Here is an 18,487-nt window from a genome sequence, read left to right as displayed (position 1 = left end):
ATGGTCAGGCCGCAGTCCTGGCTCCGCCACCCAGACGAAGCGCATCCGCCCAATCGTTGAAACCAGAAGGGCAGCGCTCAAGCCTGGAGGGCTGCTGGGGCGATTGCCGCGCCGCGATCGCAGCGCCTGCCGCCTGCATTCCCTCTTGATCGTTGTCAGGCAGGAGGACGACCTGCCGGATGCCAGAACCGACGGCGAAGCCAGCATAGTTGCGCAGACCAAAGCAGGTGCCAGCCTCGCGGCCTGTAAGTTGGCGATAGGCGCAGGCTGTCTCAAAACCCTCCGCGATACGCATGGTGTCGCCCGCGAAGCTGGCAGGCCAGGTTCCGCCACGCGAGTTGCCCAGCATCATGCGATGCGTGCGCTGGCCAGTTGCAGGGTCCAGAAACAAGCGTTGAATGGCAATCAGGCGCTGCGCTCGGAAGACGCCGACCAGCAAGGCTGGCAGGCGTCTGGGCGATGGGCCGCGCCCCATCGGGCAAGCAGCGTGAAACCGCACATCAGGCGGCTTCAAGCTGATGCCCCGGATCTCGAACAGATAGCGGTGAGCCAGTGTCCCCTCGATCGCCACCCCTTCGGACCATAGGTGCTGAAACGGCGCGGGCCGGTCATTGGCTGGCACGGGCAAGGCCCGCTGGCTGCCGACTTTATGCCCCAGCACATGCCGGACGGCCCGCATGACATCCGCGCCATCGCATCCGGCAAAGCAATGGACGAGGATCGAATGCCGCCCTTGCCGAATCGACAGGCTAGGCGTGCGATCCTCATGCGCCGGGCACGGCACCAGCGCATAGCGACCATTCCAATGACCTCCGAGGCGGGCGACGATGGCCAGCGTCTCAGCGGTGGGTTGAAAGCGCATGATCGAAGGCTCCTGAAAGGATAGGCTCAGCCGCGGCAATGGCGGCAGCCAGAGCCGTCGCAGCAATCGGCCCAGGCGCTGATGTGGAGGGTCGAGCCGTCCTTGAAGCGCGCCGATACACCCGTGGCATATTCCAACGTGCTGGCATCGCGATCGAGCTCGAAACGCCAGTCCTCCTCAAGTCGCGCCCAGACCTCGTAGATGTGGACGATGTTGCAGTTGAAGTCGGGAAAGGAATGGCGCGCGAGGTCGGCGATGGTGACCTCGGCGCCGAACCTTTCGTGGGCGCGGTCAACGACAAGCTGCCCGCACATCAGTAATCCTCGGGAAGCAGGATGGTCATCACCCGCGTGGTGATCGAGGCATCGGCAGGATCCTCCGAGCCGAACTCCATCGCCGCGTCGTAATAATCGATCTTCATCCACACCTTGCGGCCGAGAAACTCGATAGCGGCAAAGTCCCGCTCGGGGCTGTCTTCCGAGAAGGTGCAATGCCGAAAGGCCGCCATCAGGCGGGCTTGCAGGACAATGGTCTCCTCGGGCGCCCCTTCGGCCTCAGCCAGGCGTTCGAGGCAATTGCGGGTGATGACTACGCGAGCGCTGCGGTCGAGGCCAAGGCGGGTGCGGTCATTGAGCCGGGCAATCTGTTCCAGGCGCGCGTCAGCGCCCGCCGGCGTAGCGGTGGTCAGCATGATGGTTCTCCGGTGGATGGGCGTCAGGCGATGGGCGCGATGAGCGCGGCCAGCGCGGGATCGATGGCGAAGCCGAGCGCCATGGCAAGCGCAATGGCGGCTTCGATGTCGGCGGTGTTGATGTTGAAAGCAGCAGCGAAATCGCCCAGCGCTTCATGCGCCTTCGGCTGAACGCCGTGGAGTTTGCCCGTCATTTGCGTGACGGCGAAGGGCCAGCAATGGGCCACGCCGACAACGCCCTCGGGCAGGATCAGCAGCGTGTCGCCGCTGGAGATCCGATCATCGGTCTGGGTCGCGTCATAGGCATTACCGGTGCTGGCAAAGCCGTGAATGCGCCGGGCTGTGAAGGCGAAGCGTTCGCTGTCGGTGAGCATGAGGCGTAACCTTTCGGGCGAGCGGAATTGCTCGCACCGCCGCCTCCACCTCCACTCTTTGACACCCTGATTGTCCGGCGGATTGAACGCACCTTGCGAGAAAGGGTGCAAGCGCAGATTGGTCCATCAATTCGAGAGGAACCCCAATCTATTTATGGGGGATTTCTGGATGCCGGATCATCGCGATCACATAAAGTTGCGCTATGAAACAATTGTCACCGAATGGATGAGGGCGTTATTTTTATGGCCGACGAAACGCTGCTGACCCTGGCTGCCGATATTGTATCCGCCCATGTCAGCCACAATGCCGTTGCGGCTGACCAACTACCCCTGCTGATCCAGTCGGTCTATGCCTCGCTTGCGGGCTTGGGTCAGACCCCCGCGCCGGTGGAGGAGAAACGCGAGCCTGCCGTTTCGGTGCGCTCGTCGGTCAAGGCCGATGCCATCGCCTGCCTCGAATGCGGCGCGAAGATGAAGATGCTCAAGCGGCACCTGTCGACGGATCATGGCCTGAGCCCGGCCGAATACCGCGCCCGTTGGAACCTGGCCGCCGACTACCCCATGGTCGCGCCCGACTATGCCGCCAAGCGCAAGGAACTGGCGGTGAAGATCGGGCTTGGCCGCAAGCCGAAGGCGGTGGTCGAAACCGCGTCTGCGCTTGCACCCAAACCGAAGGCAACACGGCGCAAGAAACTGACTGTAGCGATTGACGGCTAACGCAAATCGGAGTCGCATGACGCGTCACTCACATCATTGACTGCCACAGGCACTTGCACAGTCCTGAATTCGTTCAGCAGAGCCCGCAAGGGTTCCTGCTGCTCAAGCAGCGCATCAAGGCAATCCGCGGCGCTATCGACAAAGGCATCGTGGTCTGGATCGCTCATGTCTAGCACTTGGGTGACAGCTTGCAGTATCCGGAACATGGCGGGCGCTCGGGTCATCAGGCGCAGGTTGGATAGCGCCTCGTCGTAGCGGCGGGTTCCGGCCTGCCGGACCGTGGCTATGCAGGTGTAGCTGTGGGTCAAAGGGTCGATCGCCGTGATTTCGGCAACCCAATCGAAAGGCCAGTCAGCAGTGGTGCGGCCAAGGCTGCCTTCGCGCCATTTGCCAGAGGTAGGCAGTCGGGGGGACATAGGGATCTCCTGAAGGAACGCGATCAGGCGGCTTCGAGCCAAGGCTGATCGATGGGTGTGTCGATGGGGACAAAGCCAAGGCGCTCGGCGCAGGCCGCAAAAGTCGGCGCGATGCTGGCGAGCCAGTGACGGGCCGGCACAGAGACATCGCTCCATTCGCAGCGGATGCGGTAGTCACGGTCGATCCGCTCGCCGATCCAGACAGCGGCTTGCTTGTCGAAGCAGGTCAGGCCGATGTCGGCATAGGGATTGCGCAGCAGCACCCTTTGCGCCGTCCCGCGCCAGCGGTGGACGGGCGCGAAGGATCGCATCTCTCGAACCATGCCGGTGCGGATCGACGCCACCATGGCTGTGTAGGCCCGAAGCCATTCGGCAGGCGGAATGCCTGACAATGGACGACAAGCAACCTGTGCGCCATCGGGCCAGAGGCGCGCGGGCGCTGTAGCCCGCCTCATGCAGCAATCGCCAGAGGCGCAATCGCAGCTTTGTGCGCCGCGTGGATCCAGTCGGCGGCGGCCTGCGCCTGCGCGGCGGCGTTGAAAATTGCCTTGGGATCGTGACGCAAGGCGCTCAGCCAACTTGCAAGGTAGGCGGCATGATCAGGCCGAGGCGTATAAGTGATGCCCAGATCCGCCATCAGGTAGCTGGCGCCTAGCTCGGCCACGAGTTCTTCGCGCGCGCGAATGCTGCGCTCCTTATGATAATCGCGCAGCGTCTCACGGGCTAACCTGTCCACATGTCCACTCGCGTGCGTGACCTCATGTGCGAGTGTGGACACGAGGTCGAGGTCATGGTCGAAAGCCGTGCGTTCGGGCATGAAGACCTTGTCGATGTCGGGGCGATAATAGGCGTCGTGCAGGCCGTATTCGACCGGGACGCCGAGCCCTTCGAGGAAGATCAGCGCATCGGCGACCGAGGTGCTGATGGGCGCGACCTCCTGCTCGGTGGCCTCCTCGGCGCCGTCCACCTGATCGAGGTTGAAGACGACGAAGCTGCGCGCGAAGAAGCGGGCGCGGCTGTCGCCTTCGCTGCCAGCTTCCACGGCGGCATCGCCGCGCTCGACCTTCTTCCAGAGGATGACGTGGGTGCCGATCTCACCCTTTCGAACCTGTCCGCCATGGGCGCGCCACTGCTGATAGGTCGCCCAGATGCCCGAGGCATAGCCGCAGGCATCGGCCGTGGCCCAGAGGACAAGGCGGTTGATGCCGGAATAGCGCCGGCCAGCCACGCTGGTCGGGCGCATGACCGGCGCGCCGGAATGGTGCCAGGGCATTCGCCATTCGCCCGCGCCGGATTCGATCGCGGCGACAAGCTGGGCGGTGACGGTGGCGTAAATGTCGTGACGGGGCTTCATGGAATGTTCTCCTCCTGATCCGAGCTGTGCTCACGGACAAGCGATCCTCCTCCCGCTCTGACGCGGATGGAGGATCGGTTCGGTGACTGTTTGAGGTTGAGGGTTAGGCCGCTTGATTGAGCGGGTCGTCGACATCGTTCTGGTTGGCCGCGTCGAGCGGCATGTCCCCGGCATCCTCATACCCGTCGTCGAGGGCTATCCCGCTGTCGATCAGATCACCCGCAACGCCGTCAAAGCGCATCGCATCGGGAACCCATGCGAGCGCCTTGGCCTTGATCTCCGGCTCGATGATCGTGTCGCCCGAACACAGGCGCGCGGCAGCCGTCGCCAGTTCAGACTTCTTCGCCGCCGCATAGCGCAGGGCGATTTCGGGATCGAACTGCCCGAGGATGCTAAGGATCTGCGCCTTTTTGATCCGGTCAAAGAAGTTTTCCGCACCCGGCCGCCAGTGCTGGGCCATGTCGATGCCGATCTCGGCGCCCAAGCGGCTTTGGAAGGTGCAGGCGTGCATGCCGCTCGCAAGGCTCGCCTTGAGGCTCTGACTGACGGCATAGGCGAGCCAACCCGCCTTCACGCCATCGTCCAGCGACCGGAAGGCGAGGAAGGAGGCGAAGCTGTCCTCCTCGCTCGCCCAGTCATTGGGCAGGCTGGCGCGCTGCTGTTCGAGTTCGGTCACAGCGGGGCCCGCCGGAATGCCGGTCAGGCCCGATGGCTCGTTGCGGTCGGTGATGCGGATGGTGCAGCCCGTGTCCGAATGGCCGAAATGGCCGGCGTGGTCGCGGGCCAGGCTGAAGATCGCGAGATCGAGCGCCAGCGCCGGATCATGGGCGATGTGGAGCGCCAGCACGTCGCGGCGATCCTTGGCCATCTGCTCTTCGAGCGAGCGTGGCAGGCTGGCCGAAGGCGCGAGTTCGTCGCCCTCGATCTCGTCGCCGCCCACGGGCTCGCCCGAAGCGGAGGGCCGCCGCGCGGGCTTGGCCGAGGTGTAGTAGGTTTCGAGGAGGCGCGGCTGCCCATCCTTGCCCAGCACGAGGAAGGTGCCGACGTTGGGCTTGTCCTCTTCGGGGATGAGCAATTCGGTGTCGGCAAGCCGATCATGCTCGGTATCGAGCGCATTGTATTCCGCCTCCAGCGCCTCGACATCATCGCCGTCATCGGGCGCGTCGAGGATCTCGGCGATCTCGGTCATCCGATCCGAGATTTCGTCCATGCGGGCCTGTGCTTCAGCGCTGGGCTCGGCCCGGCGCGGCCAATAGGCATGGAGATCCTTGGTTTCGTCATAGGTGACATGGGTGGCCAGCGTGGGCTTCACCCAGGCGAGCTTGGAGCCGAGTTCGGCGACCTCGGCCTCATACGCCAGCTTCTTGGCGGCGAGGTCCATGGCGAGATCGCCATCGAGCCACCAGCCTTCGCCCTCCGCGGCGAAAAGATCGCGCTCGATCCGGCCACCGCAAGCGACATACTCGGCCTCACCGAGAAAGCGCGCGATGGGATGATCGGCCGAGAGGCTTTCCTCAGCAATCGCGCGGCGGATCGCTTGGGGATTGTCGGCCTGCCAGCTCGTCGACAGACGCTCCCACGCCGCTGCCTGCCGCTCGCGGTCGCCGGTCGAACCATAGGCCATGGCGACATCGAGCGTGATGTCACCATCGGCGAGCGCCGCGAAGATCGGCTCGGCCAGATCGGCAAGGCGCAAGCGGCCCTGCACATGGCGAACGGTGACGCCGAAGCGACGCGCCACAGCTTCGGCATCAGCACCGCTATCGACGATGTCGCGATAGGCCCGCGCCTCATCCGCCGGCGTCATGGCTTCGCGGATCAGGTTTTCCGCGAGGCTGATTTCGCGCGCGACGGCATCCTCGTTCTCGCAAAGACGCACGTCGATGGCGTAATCCTTGGGAAGCACGCCGCGTTCGATCAACCGGCCGATTGCCCGCCAGCGGCGGCCACCGGCATGGACATCGTAGAGCGTCTTCTTACCCGCCGAGGGGCTGACGATCAGCGGCTGCAACAGGCCGTGTTCGGCAATGCTGGCGGCCAGGGCCTCAAGGCCCGCGTCGCCATTGGCCTTGCGAACATTGTTCTCGGAAAGACGCAGCTTGGCGTGCGTCAGGGTGGTGGACTGCATGATAGGGTCTCCCGCGCTGGGGTCGAGAGGCCCGGATCATGGAGACGCTTTCGCCTCCAGGGGGCCTCGCCCCCATGGCTTTCCCCTTTTCTCTGGGCGTTTGTTTCCTCACGGCGCGTGGGGCGCTAAGGCAGCAATCCGAACAGTTTGTATGGCCGATTCCCCCGTGCAGCCTTGCAAATGCGCCTCTTGAAAAATGACCTTTAAGGTGTATTAGAGATGCCGGTAAAGCGGACCCCGCACCATGACCTCAAAGCGATCCAGGCCAAGTTCGCCGATGTGGACACGCTTGAGATCACGAGCAAGGCGGCCCGCGATGCCCAGAAGATCGGCTATTCGCTCGAGGATATTGTCGATGTCGTGCAGGCGCTGGAACCGGGCGATTTCATCAAGTCCGAGACAGCGCACAACCCGCCGAACCATCGGCTGTGGCACGACACCTACAACATCCCCTGCGATGGCCTGTGGCTGTATCTGAAGTTTGCCGGCGAGACGCTGATCGATGTCGTGCTGACATCCTTCAAGGAGGTTTGAGATGAGCGAGACGCGAATTCACCCCGAGACGGGGCAGGAACTGCGCCGCGACACGCGCCCGCAGACGGTGTGCGTCGGCTCGCTCTCGCGCGTCGTCGAGGTGCCGGGCTGGTATCCCGAAGGCGATGGCGATGCCATTCATAGTGGCGAGGATCTGCGTGCCTATAACGAAGCGTTCAAGGAACTGCGCGAGGCCTATGCCGCCCGCATCAAGACCGTGCGCAAGAAGCTGGGCCTGACCCAGGAAGAGGCTGGCGTCATCATCGGCGGCGGCAAGCGGGCGTTCCAGAAGTATGAAAGCGGGCGCACGCCGCCGAGCGACGCGGCGGTAGGCCTGATCGAAATTCTGGCCCGTCATCCTGAGGAGGTCGCAACTCTGCGATCATTCCGCATGACGGCCCCGAAAGCCATTGCGCAGGATACGCGGCACGAAGGCTCGGCATTACCTGTTGGCAAGCGCATCAAGCGCGGCGTGCGCAACGCCGCAGCTTGAAGGCTTCTCTCTGAGCAGCCGCTAAGCCGCCAGTGCCGCCACGATGTCGCAGGCGCTGTTCACCGGCATGAACAGCCGGGTCTGATAGGCGATGATCTCGGTGAAACAGCCTTTGGCCTTCCACGAAGGCAAAGCGCGGGGATCAAAGCCGATGACCTCAAGCCGCTGTTCGCCATTCACACGCGAACGCTTGAGGCTGGTGCCAGACAAGGCATCGATAGGCACCACCTTACCTGCCAGCGCGGCCTCCACCAGTTGGTCGGGCGACAGCGCAATCCGATCACCGATACCCAGCTTGTCGAGCAGCATGTTGACCGCCTCGGCGGGCACGATGCGGCCGAGCAAAGACCGGCCATCCTGGGTGACGAGGCGGCGGACCTGCGCCTCATCGCCCAGCAGGTTCCAGATCGGCAGAAGGCGGCCGGTCGCAAGATAGAAGCGCTCGGTATAGGGTTTGGCCGCCAGATCATCGGCCTCAGTCTGCCAAGACTGCTCGAAGACCTCACGCTCGCAATCGTCCCAATGGCTCTCGGCAAGTTCGTCGGCGGTGAGCCAGCTTCGCCCACTAGGCCGATGCAGCGTGAAACTGGCAACTGGTGTGCCATCGTCCATCAGGCGCGTGCGATCTGGCATCAACAGCGCCACGCGCGAAGAGCGGCCATTGCGCAGCAGCCGGGTCTTGGGGCCGATGCGCTTCACGATCTCGGCAAGCGATGTGACCTTGGGCGCCCACTGCGCTTCGAGGGTCAGAAGCTGGGTCAAGGCGCCATTGGCATCCTCACGCAGGATCCGCTCCTCGATGATGGCCAGCTTGTCGGCCACCAAGGTCTCGACGCCGGCATCGAAGGTGCCTGCCTTGCGAGCCGCATCGATCCGCGCCTCAACCAGCCCCAGGAATTCATCGAAGACGGCGTTCTGGAGCGCGATGGGCAGCGCCAGAATACGGTTGAGCCAGCGCTGGATCGGCGGGCGATGGTCGAGATGAAACGCCGTTCACCACGACAATCGGTGGTGACGGGACGAAACACCGGAGCCGACGCCTGATGCGTTCGGTTGGTCCGGCCAAGCCCCTGGATGGCGCGGTCGGCGCGCCAGCCCGGCTCTAGCAGGAAGTGCATCCGGCGCTGCTGGTTCTTGGCATCAAGGCTCGCATGGTAGGAGCGCCCCGTGCCACCGGCATCTGAGAAGACGAGGATGCGCTTGGCTCTACCCATGAAGGCATTGGCATCGGCAAGCGACTGGTTGGCGGTGCGCGATTCAAGCCGCTGGCTGCCGTCGGGCAAGGTCACCAGGCGGCGCGTGCGACCGGTGATCTCGGCCACGGCATCGGTGCCGAAGCGAGAGATGATCGCATCGAGCGCGGGGACGATCGGCGGCAGTGCGCCCAGCAGTTCCAGCGTTTCAGCCTTGATCCGCAAGGCCTCCTGCGAATGCACCGGATTGCCCGCCTCATCGACCATCGGGCGTGAACGCTCATTGCCGTCCTCGTCCCAGTAGCTTTCCATGGCGCGGGTCGGGAACGCATTGTCGAGATAATCCGCCACGATCTCGCGGGGCGAAAGGTCGAGCAGGATCTCGGCACGGTCCTCGGCGGAGAGATCGGCCAGGCGGCGGTCGAGCAAGGCCTCGGCGGTCGAGACCAGTTGGATGACGACGCTGTGGTCGGTAGCCAGCGCCTCCTCGATAGCGGGCAGCAGCGAGAGCAGCTTCATCGACAGTAGGAGCTGGCCAAAGAAGCGCTGCTTCGAGCTCTCGAAGCGCGAGCGGGCTGCCGACAGCGCCTGGCCATTGAGGGTCTTGCCTTCGAGCGGATCGGTGACGCCCGACGCGCCCAGCGCAGCCTCAAGGTTGCGGTGGATGATCGCCCAGGCATCGGCATAGGCATCGAAATCCGCGATCTGGCGCGGGGTTAGCGCGTGTTCCAGGATGTTATATTCGACGCCAGCGTAGGAAAGCGCGCGCGCCGTATAGACGCCCATCGCCTTCAATTCGCGGGCGACCAGTTCCATGGCAGCAATGCCACCCTCGCGGATGCGGGCGATAAAGGAGTTGCGATCAGGGAACGCCGTGCCTTCGCCCCACAGCCCAAGCCGGACGGCATAGGCCAGATTGTTCACGTCGGATGCCCCCGTAGCCGAGGCATAGATAACCCGGGCGCGCGGCAGGCGGTTCTGCAATTCGACGCCAACGATGCCCTGCTGCGATCCCTTGGTCGCACCGAACCGTCCTTCACCACCTGCGACACCGCCCATCGCATGAGCCTCGTCGAACAGGATCACGCCATCGAAATCCGGGGTGAGCCATTCCAGCAATTGCTGGAGACGGGTCTTCTCGCCGGTGCCGCTGCGCAGCGTGGCATAGGAGGCGAAGAGGATGCCATCAGCCTGCCTGATCCTAGCCTCGGGCTTGATTTTGGAAAGACGCTGAATGTCGAGCGCAATGCCGCCCAGTGCCTGCCAGTCGCGGCGGGCATCCTCGATCAGGGCATTGCTCTCGCTGATCCAGAGATGGCGGCGGCGGCCGCGCAGCCATTGATCCATCAGGATCGAGGCGAGTTGGCGGCCTTTGCCAGCACCCGTACCGTCGCCGAGGAAGAAGCCGCGCCGGTAATTGGCGCCATCAGCATCCGGCACCAGCTCAAGCCCACGTTCTGGCACGCGATAGCGGCCGGGGAGATCAGACGATGTCGCATCGAGCGCGTGGACCAGCGTTTCAAGCTGGGCGCGGCTGAGAACATGGCCACGGACCACTTTGGCTGGAAGCTGGGGGACATAGTTCGGGGCCGGCAGCGCCACCGAGGCCATGGCCGCCGATTCCACCAATTGAGTAGGATGGTCAGCCGCATTCTCGAAGATCAGGCGCTGGGGCCGATAGGCGACATAGACGCCTACCGCCTGTTCGGCATCGGCGATTGTGTCGCGATGGGTGTAGGCCAGAGAAATGGCGTCAGTGGCATCGCTGGTGCAATTGGCTGCGGCCAGTTTCGGTGCGGCTGAGCGGAATCCGCCCAGTAAGGTGGGCGTGATTTTGGCAGGCGAAACTGGAAGTGTGGCCACGAGTGCCAATTCAGTTGCGACCCGACGGCGCGGTGGAACCTTCGAGAGGAGGGGCACCAGATCAGCAACAGTAGCCCGGTTGATCACGGCGGTGCTTTTGGGACCGGCGCGCTTGTCGATCACCAGCAGGCACACCGCGATCGAGGTGCCTTGTTTGGCAAAGGCTCCCTCAAGCCGGGCATGGAAGGCCACGCTCGCGCCTTGCAACGCGCGCTGGAACAGTTCCGCGCGGCGGCCAGGTGCCGCACTGCCGTGGTGGGATCATCCATCCCGGCAACATTGCGAGCAAAGGGTGGGTTCATCAGCACCACGCTCGGCCGATTAGCTAGATGGGCGCCAATGCGCGCGGCATCAGTCTGTCATTCAGCAAAACGCAGGGCACGCGCAGGGAAGCGGGCGCGGCGCTGGCGAAGGACGGATCATCCTGGCTTTCGGCGTCGCGGTCATTTCGAGATCGCCGACAAGATTGCGAATGGCGTTCCTCTGGCATCGGGCCTGATGCTCGGATTTGGCAGCGCCGCGCTGGTTGCGAACTTGATTTGCCTGGCGCTGCTCTGGTGCTTCCGCTGCGGAAATGTGAACATGTTGAGCATGTTCGAGTGCTCGCGCAGTGATGTCGCGTCGAACGTCGGAGTTCTCGCCGCTGCCGAATTGGTCGGCCTGACCGGCTTGGCTTGGCCGAACATCATCGGAGGATTGATCGCCGTGATCTTCCTGCGCTCGGCATGGCGCTTGTTGCGGGAAAGCTGGCCGGCATGGCGTGCCACAAAGGCACCGGCTCGCGAGTTTTTGCAATGACATGGAAACCTCTCCGTGGTAACAATATGAATCGTGCGAGCCTTTTTGCCTCTTCTAACATGCCTGATGCTGGTCCTCACCAGCTTCTCCGGTATGGCTCATGCTGCCGATTTGGCGGGGGGAAGCATCGCGGGCGTTGAGTTTACCGTTCATACCGCCGGGGACATCGACGAGGTGCCGTCGGATTCCGACAAGAACGTCCCGCACCATCACAATTACTGTCATGGGCATGACGTTGGTACCCCTGCGCGCACGACGATGGAACAGACCCACGTACTCACGGCGCCCAAGCCGACAATCTCCACCTCTGCGTCGCTCGATGGCCGCACTGGCATGGTTCATTTGAGGCCCCCTCAAGCCTGACGTCCGATTTGGGCGCGCGTTGGCGCGCCCCTTTCGATCATCGTCAGGAGTTTCATTTATATGCATCGTATCCTCGCGGCCATGCTGGCCGCAGCGTCGTGCGCCACTATGGCGCATGCGCAGGTCGGACCGTCCGCGCCTTCTGCGCAGGACGCGCCGGTCTACACGCTTGACCAAGCGGTCAGTGCAGCGGGCGGTTCGGCCCCTGCTGCCGAAGCGGCGACAGCCGCGATCGATGCGGCCCGTGCGGGCCGCACGGTCGCCGGACTGCGGCCCAACCCGGTTGTCCAGGGCCAGGTCGAGAACGTCATGGGCTCGGGGCCGTATCGTGGGGTCCGCAGCGCGGAATCCACGGTCGGCTTTGCAATCCCGATCGAGCTAGGCGGCAAGCGCGGCGCCCGCGTCGCGGTCGCCAACGCGCAATTGTCCCGGGCCGAGATTCAGGCCGCGATCATCGCGGCGGACGTCCGGCTTCAGGTGACACAGCTCTATGTCGAGGCGGTCGCGGCCGATCGACGGGTGGCGACGGCACGCGACCAGGCCCGGATTGCCAGCGACGCGCTGCGCGCCGCGAGTGTCCGCGTGCAGGCGGGGCGTGCCTCCCCGCTCGAACAACAGCGTGCTGACGTCGCTCGGATCAATGCTGATGCCAATGTCGAGCGGCAGGTACGTTTGGCGGAAGCGGCGCGAGCCAATCTGGCGCGCCGGATCGGTCGGCCGATCGACGGCGCGCTCGATGACACGCTGCTCGATCGGCTTCCGGGTACAAACGTCTACGGCCCGGTGGCGCCGGTCGATACGACCGGCACCTTGGCGTTGGCGGCTGCGAACGCGGATTTCTCCATCGCAGAAGCTGGTGTGCGGCTCGCGCGCGCCAATCGCGTGCCTGACCTCAATGTCGGTCCTGCGATCCGCCGCCTGGAAGCCACCAACGACATGGCGGCGGTGTTCACCGTGTCGATTCCGATCCCGGTGTTCAACAATGGTCGCGCGGCGATCGCACAGGCGACCGCGCAGCGGACCCAGGCGGATGCGCAGCGCCGCGTGACCGCGCTCGACATCGAACAGGCGATCACGGACGCGCAGGCGCAGGCGGCCAATGCCGCAACGACGGCTCGTGCGGCGTCGGGGCCAGCGCTCGCGGCTGCCCAGGAGGCCGCCCGCATCGCACGGATCGGCTATCGCGAAGGCAAATTCGGCCAGCTCGAATTGCTCGATGCGGAACGCACACTCGCCGACACGCGGGTCGCCGCGATCGACGCGCTCGCCAACTACCAGAATGCCCGCGCGCAAGTGGAGCGACTGACCGCTCGTGCGCCCAATGGGGGGAATCAGTGATGAAGAGCTTTTATCTCGCGGGCGCGGCGTCGCTCGCCCTGCTCTTGGCTGCCTGCGGCGGCAAGGATGGCGGAAACGAGGCAACTGCCGAAGGCGCAGCTGCCAATGAGACGGCAGCGGGCACGGAAAAGGGCGGTGCTGAAGGCGGTCATGCCGGTGAAGGCGTCGTCACATTGGGTGCCGACCAGATCGCCACAGCGGGCGTCCAGGTCGGACGGCCGATCATCGGCGGGGCCGGGACGATCGAGCTGCCCGCGATCATCGAGGGCGACCCACAGGGAACGCAGGTCGTCTCGGCCGCAATTGCGGGACGCGTGGTCGCGCTCACCCGTAACCTCGGCCAATCGGTCGGACGCGGCCAGACCATTGCGGTCATCGAAAGCCGCGAGGCGGCGCAGATCAAGGGCGAGGTCGAGGCGGCGCGGGCGCGGCTTCAGCTCGCTAATTCGAACCTCGCGCGCGAACAGCGGCTGTTCGCGCAGAGAGTCTCCCCTGAACAGGATCTGATCGCCGCCCGCACAGCGGCGACGGAGGCGCGGATCGCCCTGACGCAGGCGCAGAGCATGGTTTCGGCGGCGGGTGTCGGCGGCGGCGGGCTCAACCGGCTCGGCATTGCCGCGCCGATCTCGGGCCAGATCATTGCGCGCCCCGTGACGCTGGGACAAACGGTCGCGGCGGATGCCGAACTCTATCGCATCGCCAACCTGAGCCAGGTGTCGATCGCGCTTAATCTCAAGCCCGAGGATGCGGGCCGGGTGCGTCCCGGCAATACGGTGCTGGTGAAGGCGGCAGGCCGTCAGGCGACCGCCCGCGTGACCTTCGTGTCGCCGGCGCTTGATCCGCAGACGCGGCTCGTGCCTGCGCTCGCCACCCTCGACAATCGCGGTGGCGAATGGCGGGTCGGCGAGCCTGTGACGGCAGCCGTGCAGCTCACGGGCAGCGGCGGGAGCGGGGCGGTCCGCGTGCCGACGACGGCGGTCCAGAGTTTCGAGGGCAAGTCGGTCGTGTTCGTGCGCACGCCCACCGGCTTCAAGGCGACCCCGGTCCAGCTCGGCGATGCGTCGGGCGACACGGTGATCGTCCGGTCGGGCCTGACCGGCAACGAACAGATCGCCACCACCGGAAGTTTCACGCTCAAGGCCGAGATCGGCAAGGGCGAAGCGAGCCACGAGGATTAAGCCATGATCGCCCGTATCGTAACCTGGGCGGTCGAGAAGCGCTGGCTAGTCCTGCTCCTCACCGTCATCGTCGCCGCCATCGGCGCCTTTTCCCTCTACCGGCTACCGATCGACGCGGTGCCGGACATCACCAACAATCAGGTCCAGATCAACGTCCGCGCGCCTGCCCTCTCGCCCGAGCTGGTCGAGAAGCAGGTGTCGTTTCCAATCGAAACCGCGCTCGCCGGCACCCCCGGCCTGGAATATACGCGCTCGTTGAGCCGCAACGGCTTCGCGCAGATCACGGCGGTCTTTTCGGACGCGACGGACATCTATTTCGCCCGCCAGCAGGTGGGCGAGCGTCTGCGGGGCGTGCAAGAGAATCTGCCCGACGGCGTGAACCCTGAAATGGGTCCGATCGCGACAGGCCTGGGCGAGGTGTACATGTACACCGTTCGTCTCGATCATCGCGAGGACGACAAGCACAAGCCCGGTGAACCGGGCCAACAGCCCGATGGCAGCTACATCACGCCAGAGGGCGAGCGACTGACGACCGAAGAGGACAAGGCGACCTACCTGCGCACCGCGCAGGACTGGATCGTGACGCCGCTTCTGAAGACCACACCGGGCCTCGCCGGTGTCGACTCGATTGGCGGTTACGCCAAGCAGTTCCTCGTCGTGCCCGACGTGCAGAAGCTGGCCTCGCTCGGCATCACGCTGACGGACCTGGGAAATGCGCTGGAGCGCAATAACACCAGCGTCGGCGGTGGCTTCGTCAATCGCAATGGCGAAGGTCTGGCTGTTCGCTCGGATGCGCTCGTTCGCAATGCCAGCGAGTTGGCCAGGACCGTGATCGCGACACGTAACGGCGTGCCGATCACGGTCGAACAAGTTGCGACTGTGAAGACGGGTCAGGCGATCCGCATGGGTTCGGCATCGGAGAACGGTACCGAAGTCGTCGTCGGCACGGCGATCATGCGGATCGGCGAGAACAGCCGCATCGTGTCGACCGCGGTCGCTGAGAAACTGAAGACGATCAACGCTTCGCTGCCTCCTGACGTCGTAATTCAGCCGGTGCTGAACCGCACCGAGCTGGTCAATTCGACGATCAAGACGGTCGCGAAAAACCTGTCCGAAGGCGCGGTGCTGGTCATCGTCGTGCTCTTCCTGCTGCTCGGCAACTTCCGTGCGGCCCTGATCGCGGCGTTGGTCATCCCGATCACCATGATGCTGACAGGCTTTGGTATGCTGCGCGCTGGGGTCTCGGCCAATCTGATGAGCCTTGGGGCTTTGGACTTCGGTCTGATCGTCGACGGCGCCGTCATCATCGTTGAAAACGCGCTGAGGCGGCTTGCCGAACAACAGCATCATGAAGGTCGCTTGCTGACCGTCAAGGAACGGCTTGCGACCGTGGCAGCCGCCGCTCGCGAGATGATCCGCCCCTCGGTTTACGGGCAGGCAATCATCATCCTCGTCTACGTACCGCTGCTCACGCTGACCGGCGTGGAGGGTAAAACGTTCGGACCGATGGCGCTGACCGTCATCATCGCGCTCGCCTTCGCCTTCATCCTCTCTCTCACCTTCGTGCCGGCGATGATTGCGATCTGGCTGTCGAAGAAGGTCGAGGAGAAGGACGGCCGCATCATCACGTGGCTGAAGAAGCGCTACGAACCCGGTCTCGACCGGGCCATGAAGCGCCCGACGCTGACGATCGGGGCGGGTGTCGCGAGCCTTGTGGTGGCGGCGCTTGCCTTCACCACGCTCGGCTCGGTGTTCCTGCCGCAGCTCGATGAAGGCAATCTGCTCATCCAGTCGCTCCGCATCCCGGCAACGTCGGTCCAGCAGAGTCAGGCGATGCAGGTGCCGATCGAGCAGATGATGTCGAAGCAGCCGGAGGTGGCGTTCGTCTATTCCAAGACGGGCACCGCCGAGCTGGCGGCCGACCCGATGCCGCCGAACGCGACCGACATGTTCGTCATCCTGAAGCCGCGGAAGGACTGGCCGAACCCCGACCTTCCCAAGGAGGAGCTGGTAAGTCGGATAGAGGGTAATCTCGCGAAGTTCCCGGGCAATGCCTATGAGATCACCCAGCCCATCCAGATGCGCTTCAACGAGCTGATCGCCGGCGTTCGCGGCGACATCGCGGTGAAGGTGTTCGGCGATGACTTCACACAAATGAACCGGACGGCCGAGCAGGTTGCTGCGGTGCTGCGCAAGACGCAGGGCGCAGCGGACGTGAAGGTCGAGCAAACGACGGGCCTGCCCATGCTCGACATTCGCGTCAATCGCGACGCAATGGCACGTTTGGGGGTCACTGCCCAAGATGTGCAGGACATTGTCACCGCGACAATCGGCGGGCGCACCTCGGGCCAGATCTTCGAGGGCGATCGGCGCTTTCCGGTCGTGATACGGCTCTCTGAAGCGCAACGGGCGGACATCGGCCTTCTCGAACAGGTGCAGGTGCCGTTGGCGGGGGGTGGCTATGTGCCGCTTTCCAGCGTCGCCGACATCAAGGTCATCGATGGCCCCAACCAGATCAGCCGCGAGAACGGGAAGCGGCGTGTGGTGGTGCAAGCCAACGTGCGTGGCCGCGACGTTGGATCGGTGGTTGCGGATGCGCAGGCAACGATCGCCAGCCAGGTTCGGCTGCCTGCCGGCACCTATCTCGAATGGGGCGGCCAATTTGAAAACCTGCAATCGGCGAGCGAACGGCTGAAGCTGGTCATTCCGGCTTGCTTCATCTTGATCCTGCTGCTCCTCTACGGGGCGTTGGGATCGGTCCGCGACGCCGCGATCGTGTTCACCGGCGTGCCTTTCGCGCTGGTGGGCGGCGTCCTGTTGCTGTTCCTGCGGGGCATGGACTTCTCGATCTCGGCGGCAGTGGGCTTCATCGCCCTCTCGGGCATCGCGGTCCTCAACGGCCTCGTCATGGTCAGCTCGATCCAAGATCTGATCCGATCAGGGATGAGCCGCGAGGAAGCCGCGCATGTTGGCGCGATGCAGCGTCTGCGACCCGTCATCATGACCGCGCTAGTCGCCAGCCTCGGCTTCGTGCCGATGGCGCTGGGCGAAGGCGCCGGCGCAGAGGTTCAAAAGCCTTTGGCGACGGTCGTCATCGGCGGTCTGATCTCGGCGACGCTTCTTACGCTGTTCGTGCTGCCGACACTCTATGCCCGGTTCGGGCAGAAAGTGATCGAGAAACCCGAGCACTACAATGAGGAGCATGAAGGGGACGACCACGGTCAGACCTTCGTGAACAACTTGGCCTGATGGATGGGCGGGGCGATCCGCGATCGCCCCGCCCATCTCTGGGAGATGGGGATATGCCTCGCACCATAACCAGCTCGATGCTTCACGGCGGGCCACTGCGCATCTGGTCGGCACTCACCGATCCGGATCATCGCCGGGCGTGGAGTCCGCTCGTATTTCTCGATGATCCGTCCCGGCTCGGCGACACAGAATGCACCTTTGCGATCCAGGGCATCACCCGGCCAATTCGGACGCCAGCACGGATTGATCGATTCGATAAACCGCACGCCTTCGCTTGGTCCTGCGGCATCCCCTATCTGTTCACGCTCGAAGAGCGGTACGAGCTGGCGGGGGACGATGGCGGCACCAGGCTAACGCATAGCTGCACGCTGCGCGGGGCGCTCTCCCTGCCGTTCGCGGCGATGATGTTGCGCCGCCTGCGATCCCTGATGGTCGAATCTGACGATCGCCTCGCAACCTATCTCCGCTGGCGGGTAGGTCAGCCTGCCCGGGCTATCAATCGTCAGCGCGTCCCCTTCCGCTACAGGAGGAAGGCGCGATGATGATGCACTGTAAGCGGGTGCTGCCCGCCGTCATCCTCGTTGTCGGGCTCGCGGCGTGCTCGGAAAGAAAGCCGCCAGCCCCGCCAACGGAGCAGCAGATCCATTCGTCCGACAGCGCCGTGGCGACCGGGGAAATGGGGCGGCATAGATATCGCTGTTCCGACGGGGAACCGCTGTTCGTCGATTACAAGGACAACGGCCTGCAGATCGATTTGCGGCGCTCCAACGGGGGACCGCCGATGATGCTGACCGCGCCAGCGCAGGGCCTGCAATATGTCGGCGAAACAGCCACCGCGACCTTCAAGGGGTCGCAGCTCACCATCGTGGAAGGCGATGGCCGTACCCGGATCTGCGAGCGGGAAGGCACGCGATGAACTGCCCTGCCTTCGAACGC

18 protein-coding genes and 1 pseudogene are annotated in these 18,487 nt (G+C 64.3%); 10 read left to right on the top strand and 9 right to left on the bottom strand.

The window, feature by feature from the left end; genetic code table 11:
• Nucleotides 1-4 precede the first annotated feature (4 nt).
• Genes R9J51_RS05865 through R9J51_RS05850 form a run of 4 tightly spaced genes read right to left on the bottom strand, consistent with a single transcriptional unit; the run spans nucleotide 5 to nucleotide 1,927 of the window.
• Nucleotides 5-862, bottom strand: a complete 858-nt coding sequence (locus R9J51_RS05865; protein WP_008068547.1) for a DUF7146 domain-containing protein — start codon at nucleotides 860-862, stop codon at nucleotides 5-7.
• 26 nt (nucleotides 863-888) lie between these two features.
• Nucleotides 889-1,176, bottom strand: a complete 288-nt coding sequence (locus tag R9J51_RS05860; RefSeq protein WP_008068548.1) for a hypothetical protein — start codon at nucleotides 1,174-1,176, stop codon at nucleotides 889-891.
• The gene (locus R9J51_RS05855; RefSeq protein ID WP_008068549.1) at nucleotides 1,176-1,553 is read right to left on the bottom strand and encodes a DUF3768 domain-containing protein; all 378 of its coding nucleotides are present in this window, start codon (nucleotides 1,551-1,553) and stop codon (nucleotides 1,176-1,178) included. The genes R9J51_RS05860 and R9J51_RS05855 overlap by 1 nt, the downstream gene beginning before the upstream one ends.
• Nucleotides 1,554-1,576: 23 nt before the next feature.
• A complete protein-coding gene (locus R9J51_RS05850) occupies nucleotides 1,577-1,927 on the bottom strand; it encodes a hypothetical protein (protein ID WP_008068550.1) in 351 nt (116 codons plus the stop codon).
• Nucleotides 1,928-2,170: 243 nt separating this feature from the next.
• Here R9J51_RS05850 and R9J51_RS05845 point away from each other — a divergent pair, with 243 nt between their 5' ends.
• The gene (locus R9J51_RS05845; protein ID WP_008068551.1) at nucleotides 2,171-2,644 is read left to right on the top strand and encodes a MucR family transcriptional regulator; all 474 of its coding nucleotides are present in this window, start codon (nucleotides 2,171-2,173) and stop codon (nucleotides 2,642-2,644) included.
• Here the strand turns inward: R9J51_RS05845 and R9J51_RS05840 are convergent.
• The 4 genes from R9J51_RS05840 to R9J51_RS05825 form a co-directional block, all read right to left on the bottom strand.
• Nucleotides 2,641-3,060 (bottom strand): hypothetical protein, encoded by a 420-nt coding sequence (locus R9J51_RS05840; RefSeq protein ID WP_050805626.1) that lies wholly within the window; start codon nucleotides 3,058-3,060, stop codon nucleotides 2,641-2,643. The two genes, R9J51_RS05845 and R9J51_RS05840, sit on opposite strands and share 4 nt — an antisense overlap.
• Nucleotides 3,061-3,083: 23 nt before the next feature.
• On the bottom strand, nucleotides 3,084-3,407 hold the full coding sequence (locus R9J51_RS05835) for a hypothetical protein (RefSeq protein WP_008068553.1): 324 nt from the start codon (nucleotides 3,405-3,407) through the stop codon (nucleotides 3,084-3,086).
• Nucleotides 3,408-3,511: 104 nt separating this feature from the next.
• A complete protein-coding gene (locus R9J51_RS05830; RefSeq protein WP_179506093.1) occupies nucleotides 3,512-4,414 on the bottom strand; it encodes a zincin-like metallopeptidase domain-containing protein in 903 nt (300 codons plus the stop codon).
• 103 nt (nucleotides 4,415-4,517) lie between these two features.
• Nucleotides 4,518-6,542 carry a ParB/RepB/Spo0J family partition protein gene (locus R9J51_RS05825; protein ID WP_008067940.1) on the bottom strand — a complete coding sequence of 675 codons (2,025 nt, stop codon included), beginning with the start codon at nucleotides 6,540-6,542 and terminating at the stop codon, nucleotides 4,518-4,520.
• Nucleotides 6,543-6,761: 219 nt separating this feature from the next.
• Here R9J51_RS05825 and R9J51_RS05820 point away from each other — a divergent pair, with 219 nt between their 5' ends.
• Entirely contained in the window at nucleotides 6,762-7,076 is a 315-nt protein-coding gene (locus tag R9J51_RS05820; RefSeq protein ID WP_008067945.1) for a type II toxin-antitoxin system MqsR family toxin, read from the top strand.
• A 1-nt stretch (nucleotide 7,077) separates the two neighbouring features.
• Entirely contained in the window at nucleotides 7,078-7,569 is a 492-nt protein-coding gene (locus R9J51_RS05815; RefSeq protein ID WP_008067947.1) for a type II TA system antitoxin MqsA family protein, read from the top strand.
• 600 nt (nucleotides 7,570-8,169) lie between these two features.
• On the opposite strand, the pseudogene R9J51_RS05810 reads toward R9J51_RS05815, so the two are convergent.
• Nucleotides 8,170-10,469, bottom strand: a pseudogene (locus R9J51_RS05810) (strawberry notch-like NTP hydrolase domain-containing protein); the annotation flags it as partial.
• A 336-nt stretch (nucleotides 10,470-10,805) separates the two neighbouring features.
• On the opposite strand from R9J51_RS05810, the gene R9J51_RS05805 reads away from it, so the two are divergent.
• The 7 genes from R9J51_RS05805 to R9J51_RS05775 all read left to right on the top strand — a co-directional run bounded on the left by R9J51_RS05805 (nucleotide 10,806) and on the right by R9J51_RS05775 (nucleotide 18,467).
• A complete protein-coding gene (locus R9J51_RS05805; protein WP_179506092.1) occupies nucleotides 10,806-11,423 on the top strand; it encodes a cation transporter in 618 nt (205 codons plus the stop codon).
• A 66-nt stretch (nucleotides 11,424-11,489) separates the two neighbouring features.
• The gene (locus R9J51_RS05800) at nucleotides 11,490-11,786 is read left to right on the top strand and encodes a hypothetical protein (protein ID WP_018076104.1); all 297 of its coding nucleotides are present in this window, start codon (nucleotides 11,490-11,492) and stop codon (nucleotides 11,784-11,786) included.
• A gap of 60 nt (nucleotides 11,787-11,846) precedes the next feature.
• Nucleotides 11,847-13,124 (top strand): TolC family protein, encoded by a 1,278-nt coding sequence (locus tag R9J51_RS05795; RefSeq protein WP_008067835.1) that lies wholly within the window; start codon nucleotides 11,847-11,849, stop codon nucleotides 13,122-13,124.
• The gene (locus R9J51_RS05790; protein WP_004212877.1) at nucleotides 13,124-14,302 is read left to right on the top strand and encodes an efflux RND transporter periplasmic adaptor subunit; all 1,179 of its coding nucleotides are present in this window, start codon (nucleotides 13,124-13,126) and stop codon (nucleotides 14,300-14,302) included. The genes R9J51_RS05795 and R9J51_RS05790 overlap by 1 nt, the downstream gene beginning before the upstream one ends.
• Before the next feature lie 3 nt (nucleotides 14,303-14,305).
• Nucleotides 14,306-17,551 (top strand): CusA/CzcA family heavy metal efflux RND transporter, encoded by a 3,246-nt coding sequence (locus tag R9J51_RS05785; RefSeq protein ID WP_179506091.1) that lies wholly within the window; start codon nucleotides 14,306-14,308, stop codon nucleotides 17,549-17,551.
• 53 nt (nucleotides 17,552-17,604) lie between these two features.
• Nucleotides 17,605-18,093 carry an SRPBCC domain-containing protein gene (locus R9J51_RS05780; protein ID WP_004212879.1) on the top strand — a complete coding sequence of 163 codons (489 nt, stop codon included), beginning with the start codon at nucleotides 17,605-17,607 and terminating at the stop codon, nucleotides 18,091-18,093.
• On the top strand, nucleotides 18,090-18,467 hold the full coding sequence (locus R9J51_RS05775) for a hypothetical protein (RefSeq protein ID WP_004212880.1): 378 nt from the start codon (nucleotides 18,090-18,092) through the stop codon (nucleotides 18,465-18,467). The genes R9J51_RS05780 and R9J51_RS05775 overlap by 4 nt, the downstream gene beginning before the upstream one ends.
• The last annotated feature ends 20 nt before the right edge of the window (nucleotides 18,468-18,487 follow it).

It is taken from the genome of Novosphingobium rhizosphaerae (assembly GCF_050920675.1).
GTDB classification, from domain to species: Bacteria; Pseudomonadota; Alphaproteobacteria; order Sphingomonadales; family Sphingomonadaceae; genus Novosphingobium; species Novosphingobium rhizosphaerae.
The sequence above is the reverse complement of the archived record's forward strand: the minus strand, read 5'-3'. Positions and strand labels throughout refer to the sequence as shown.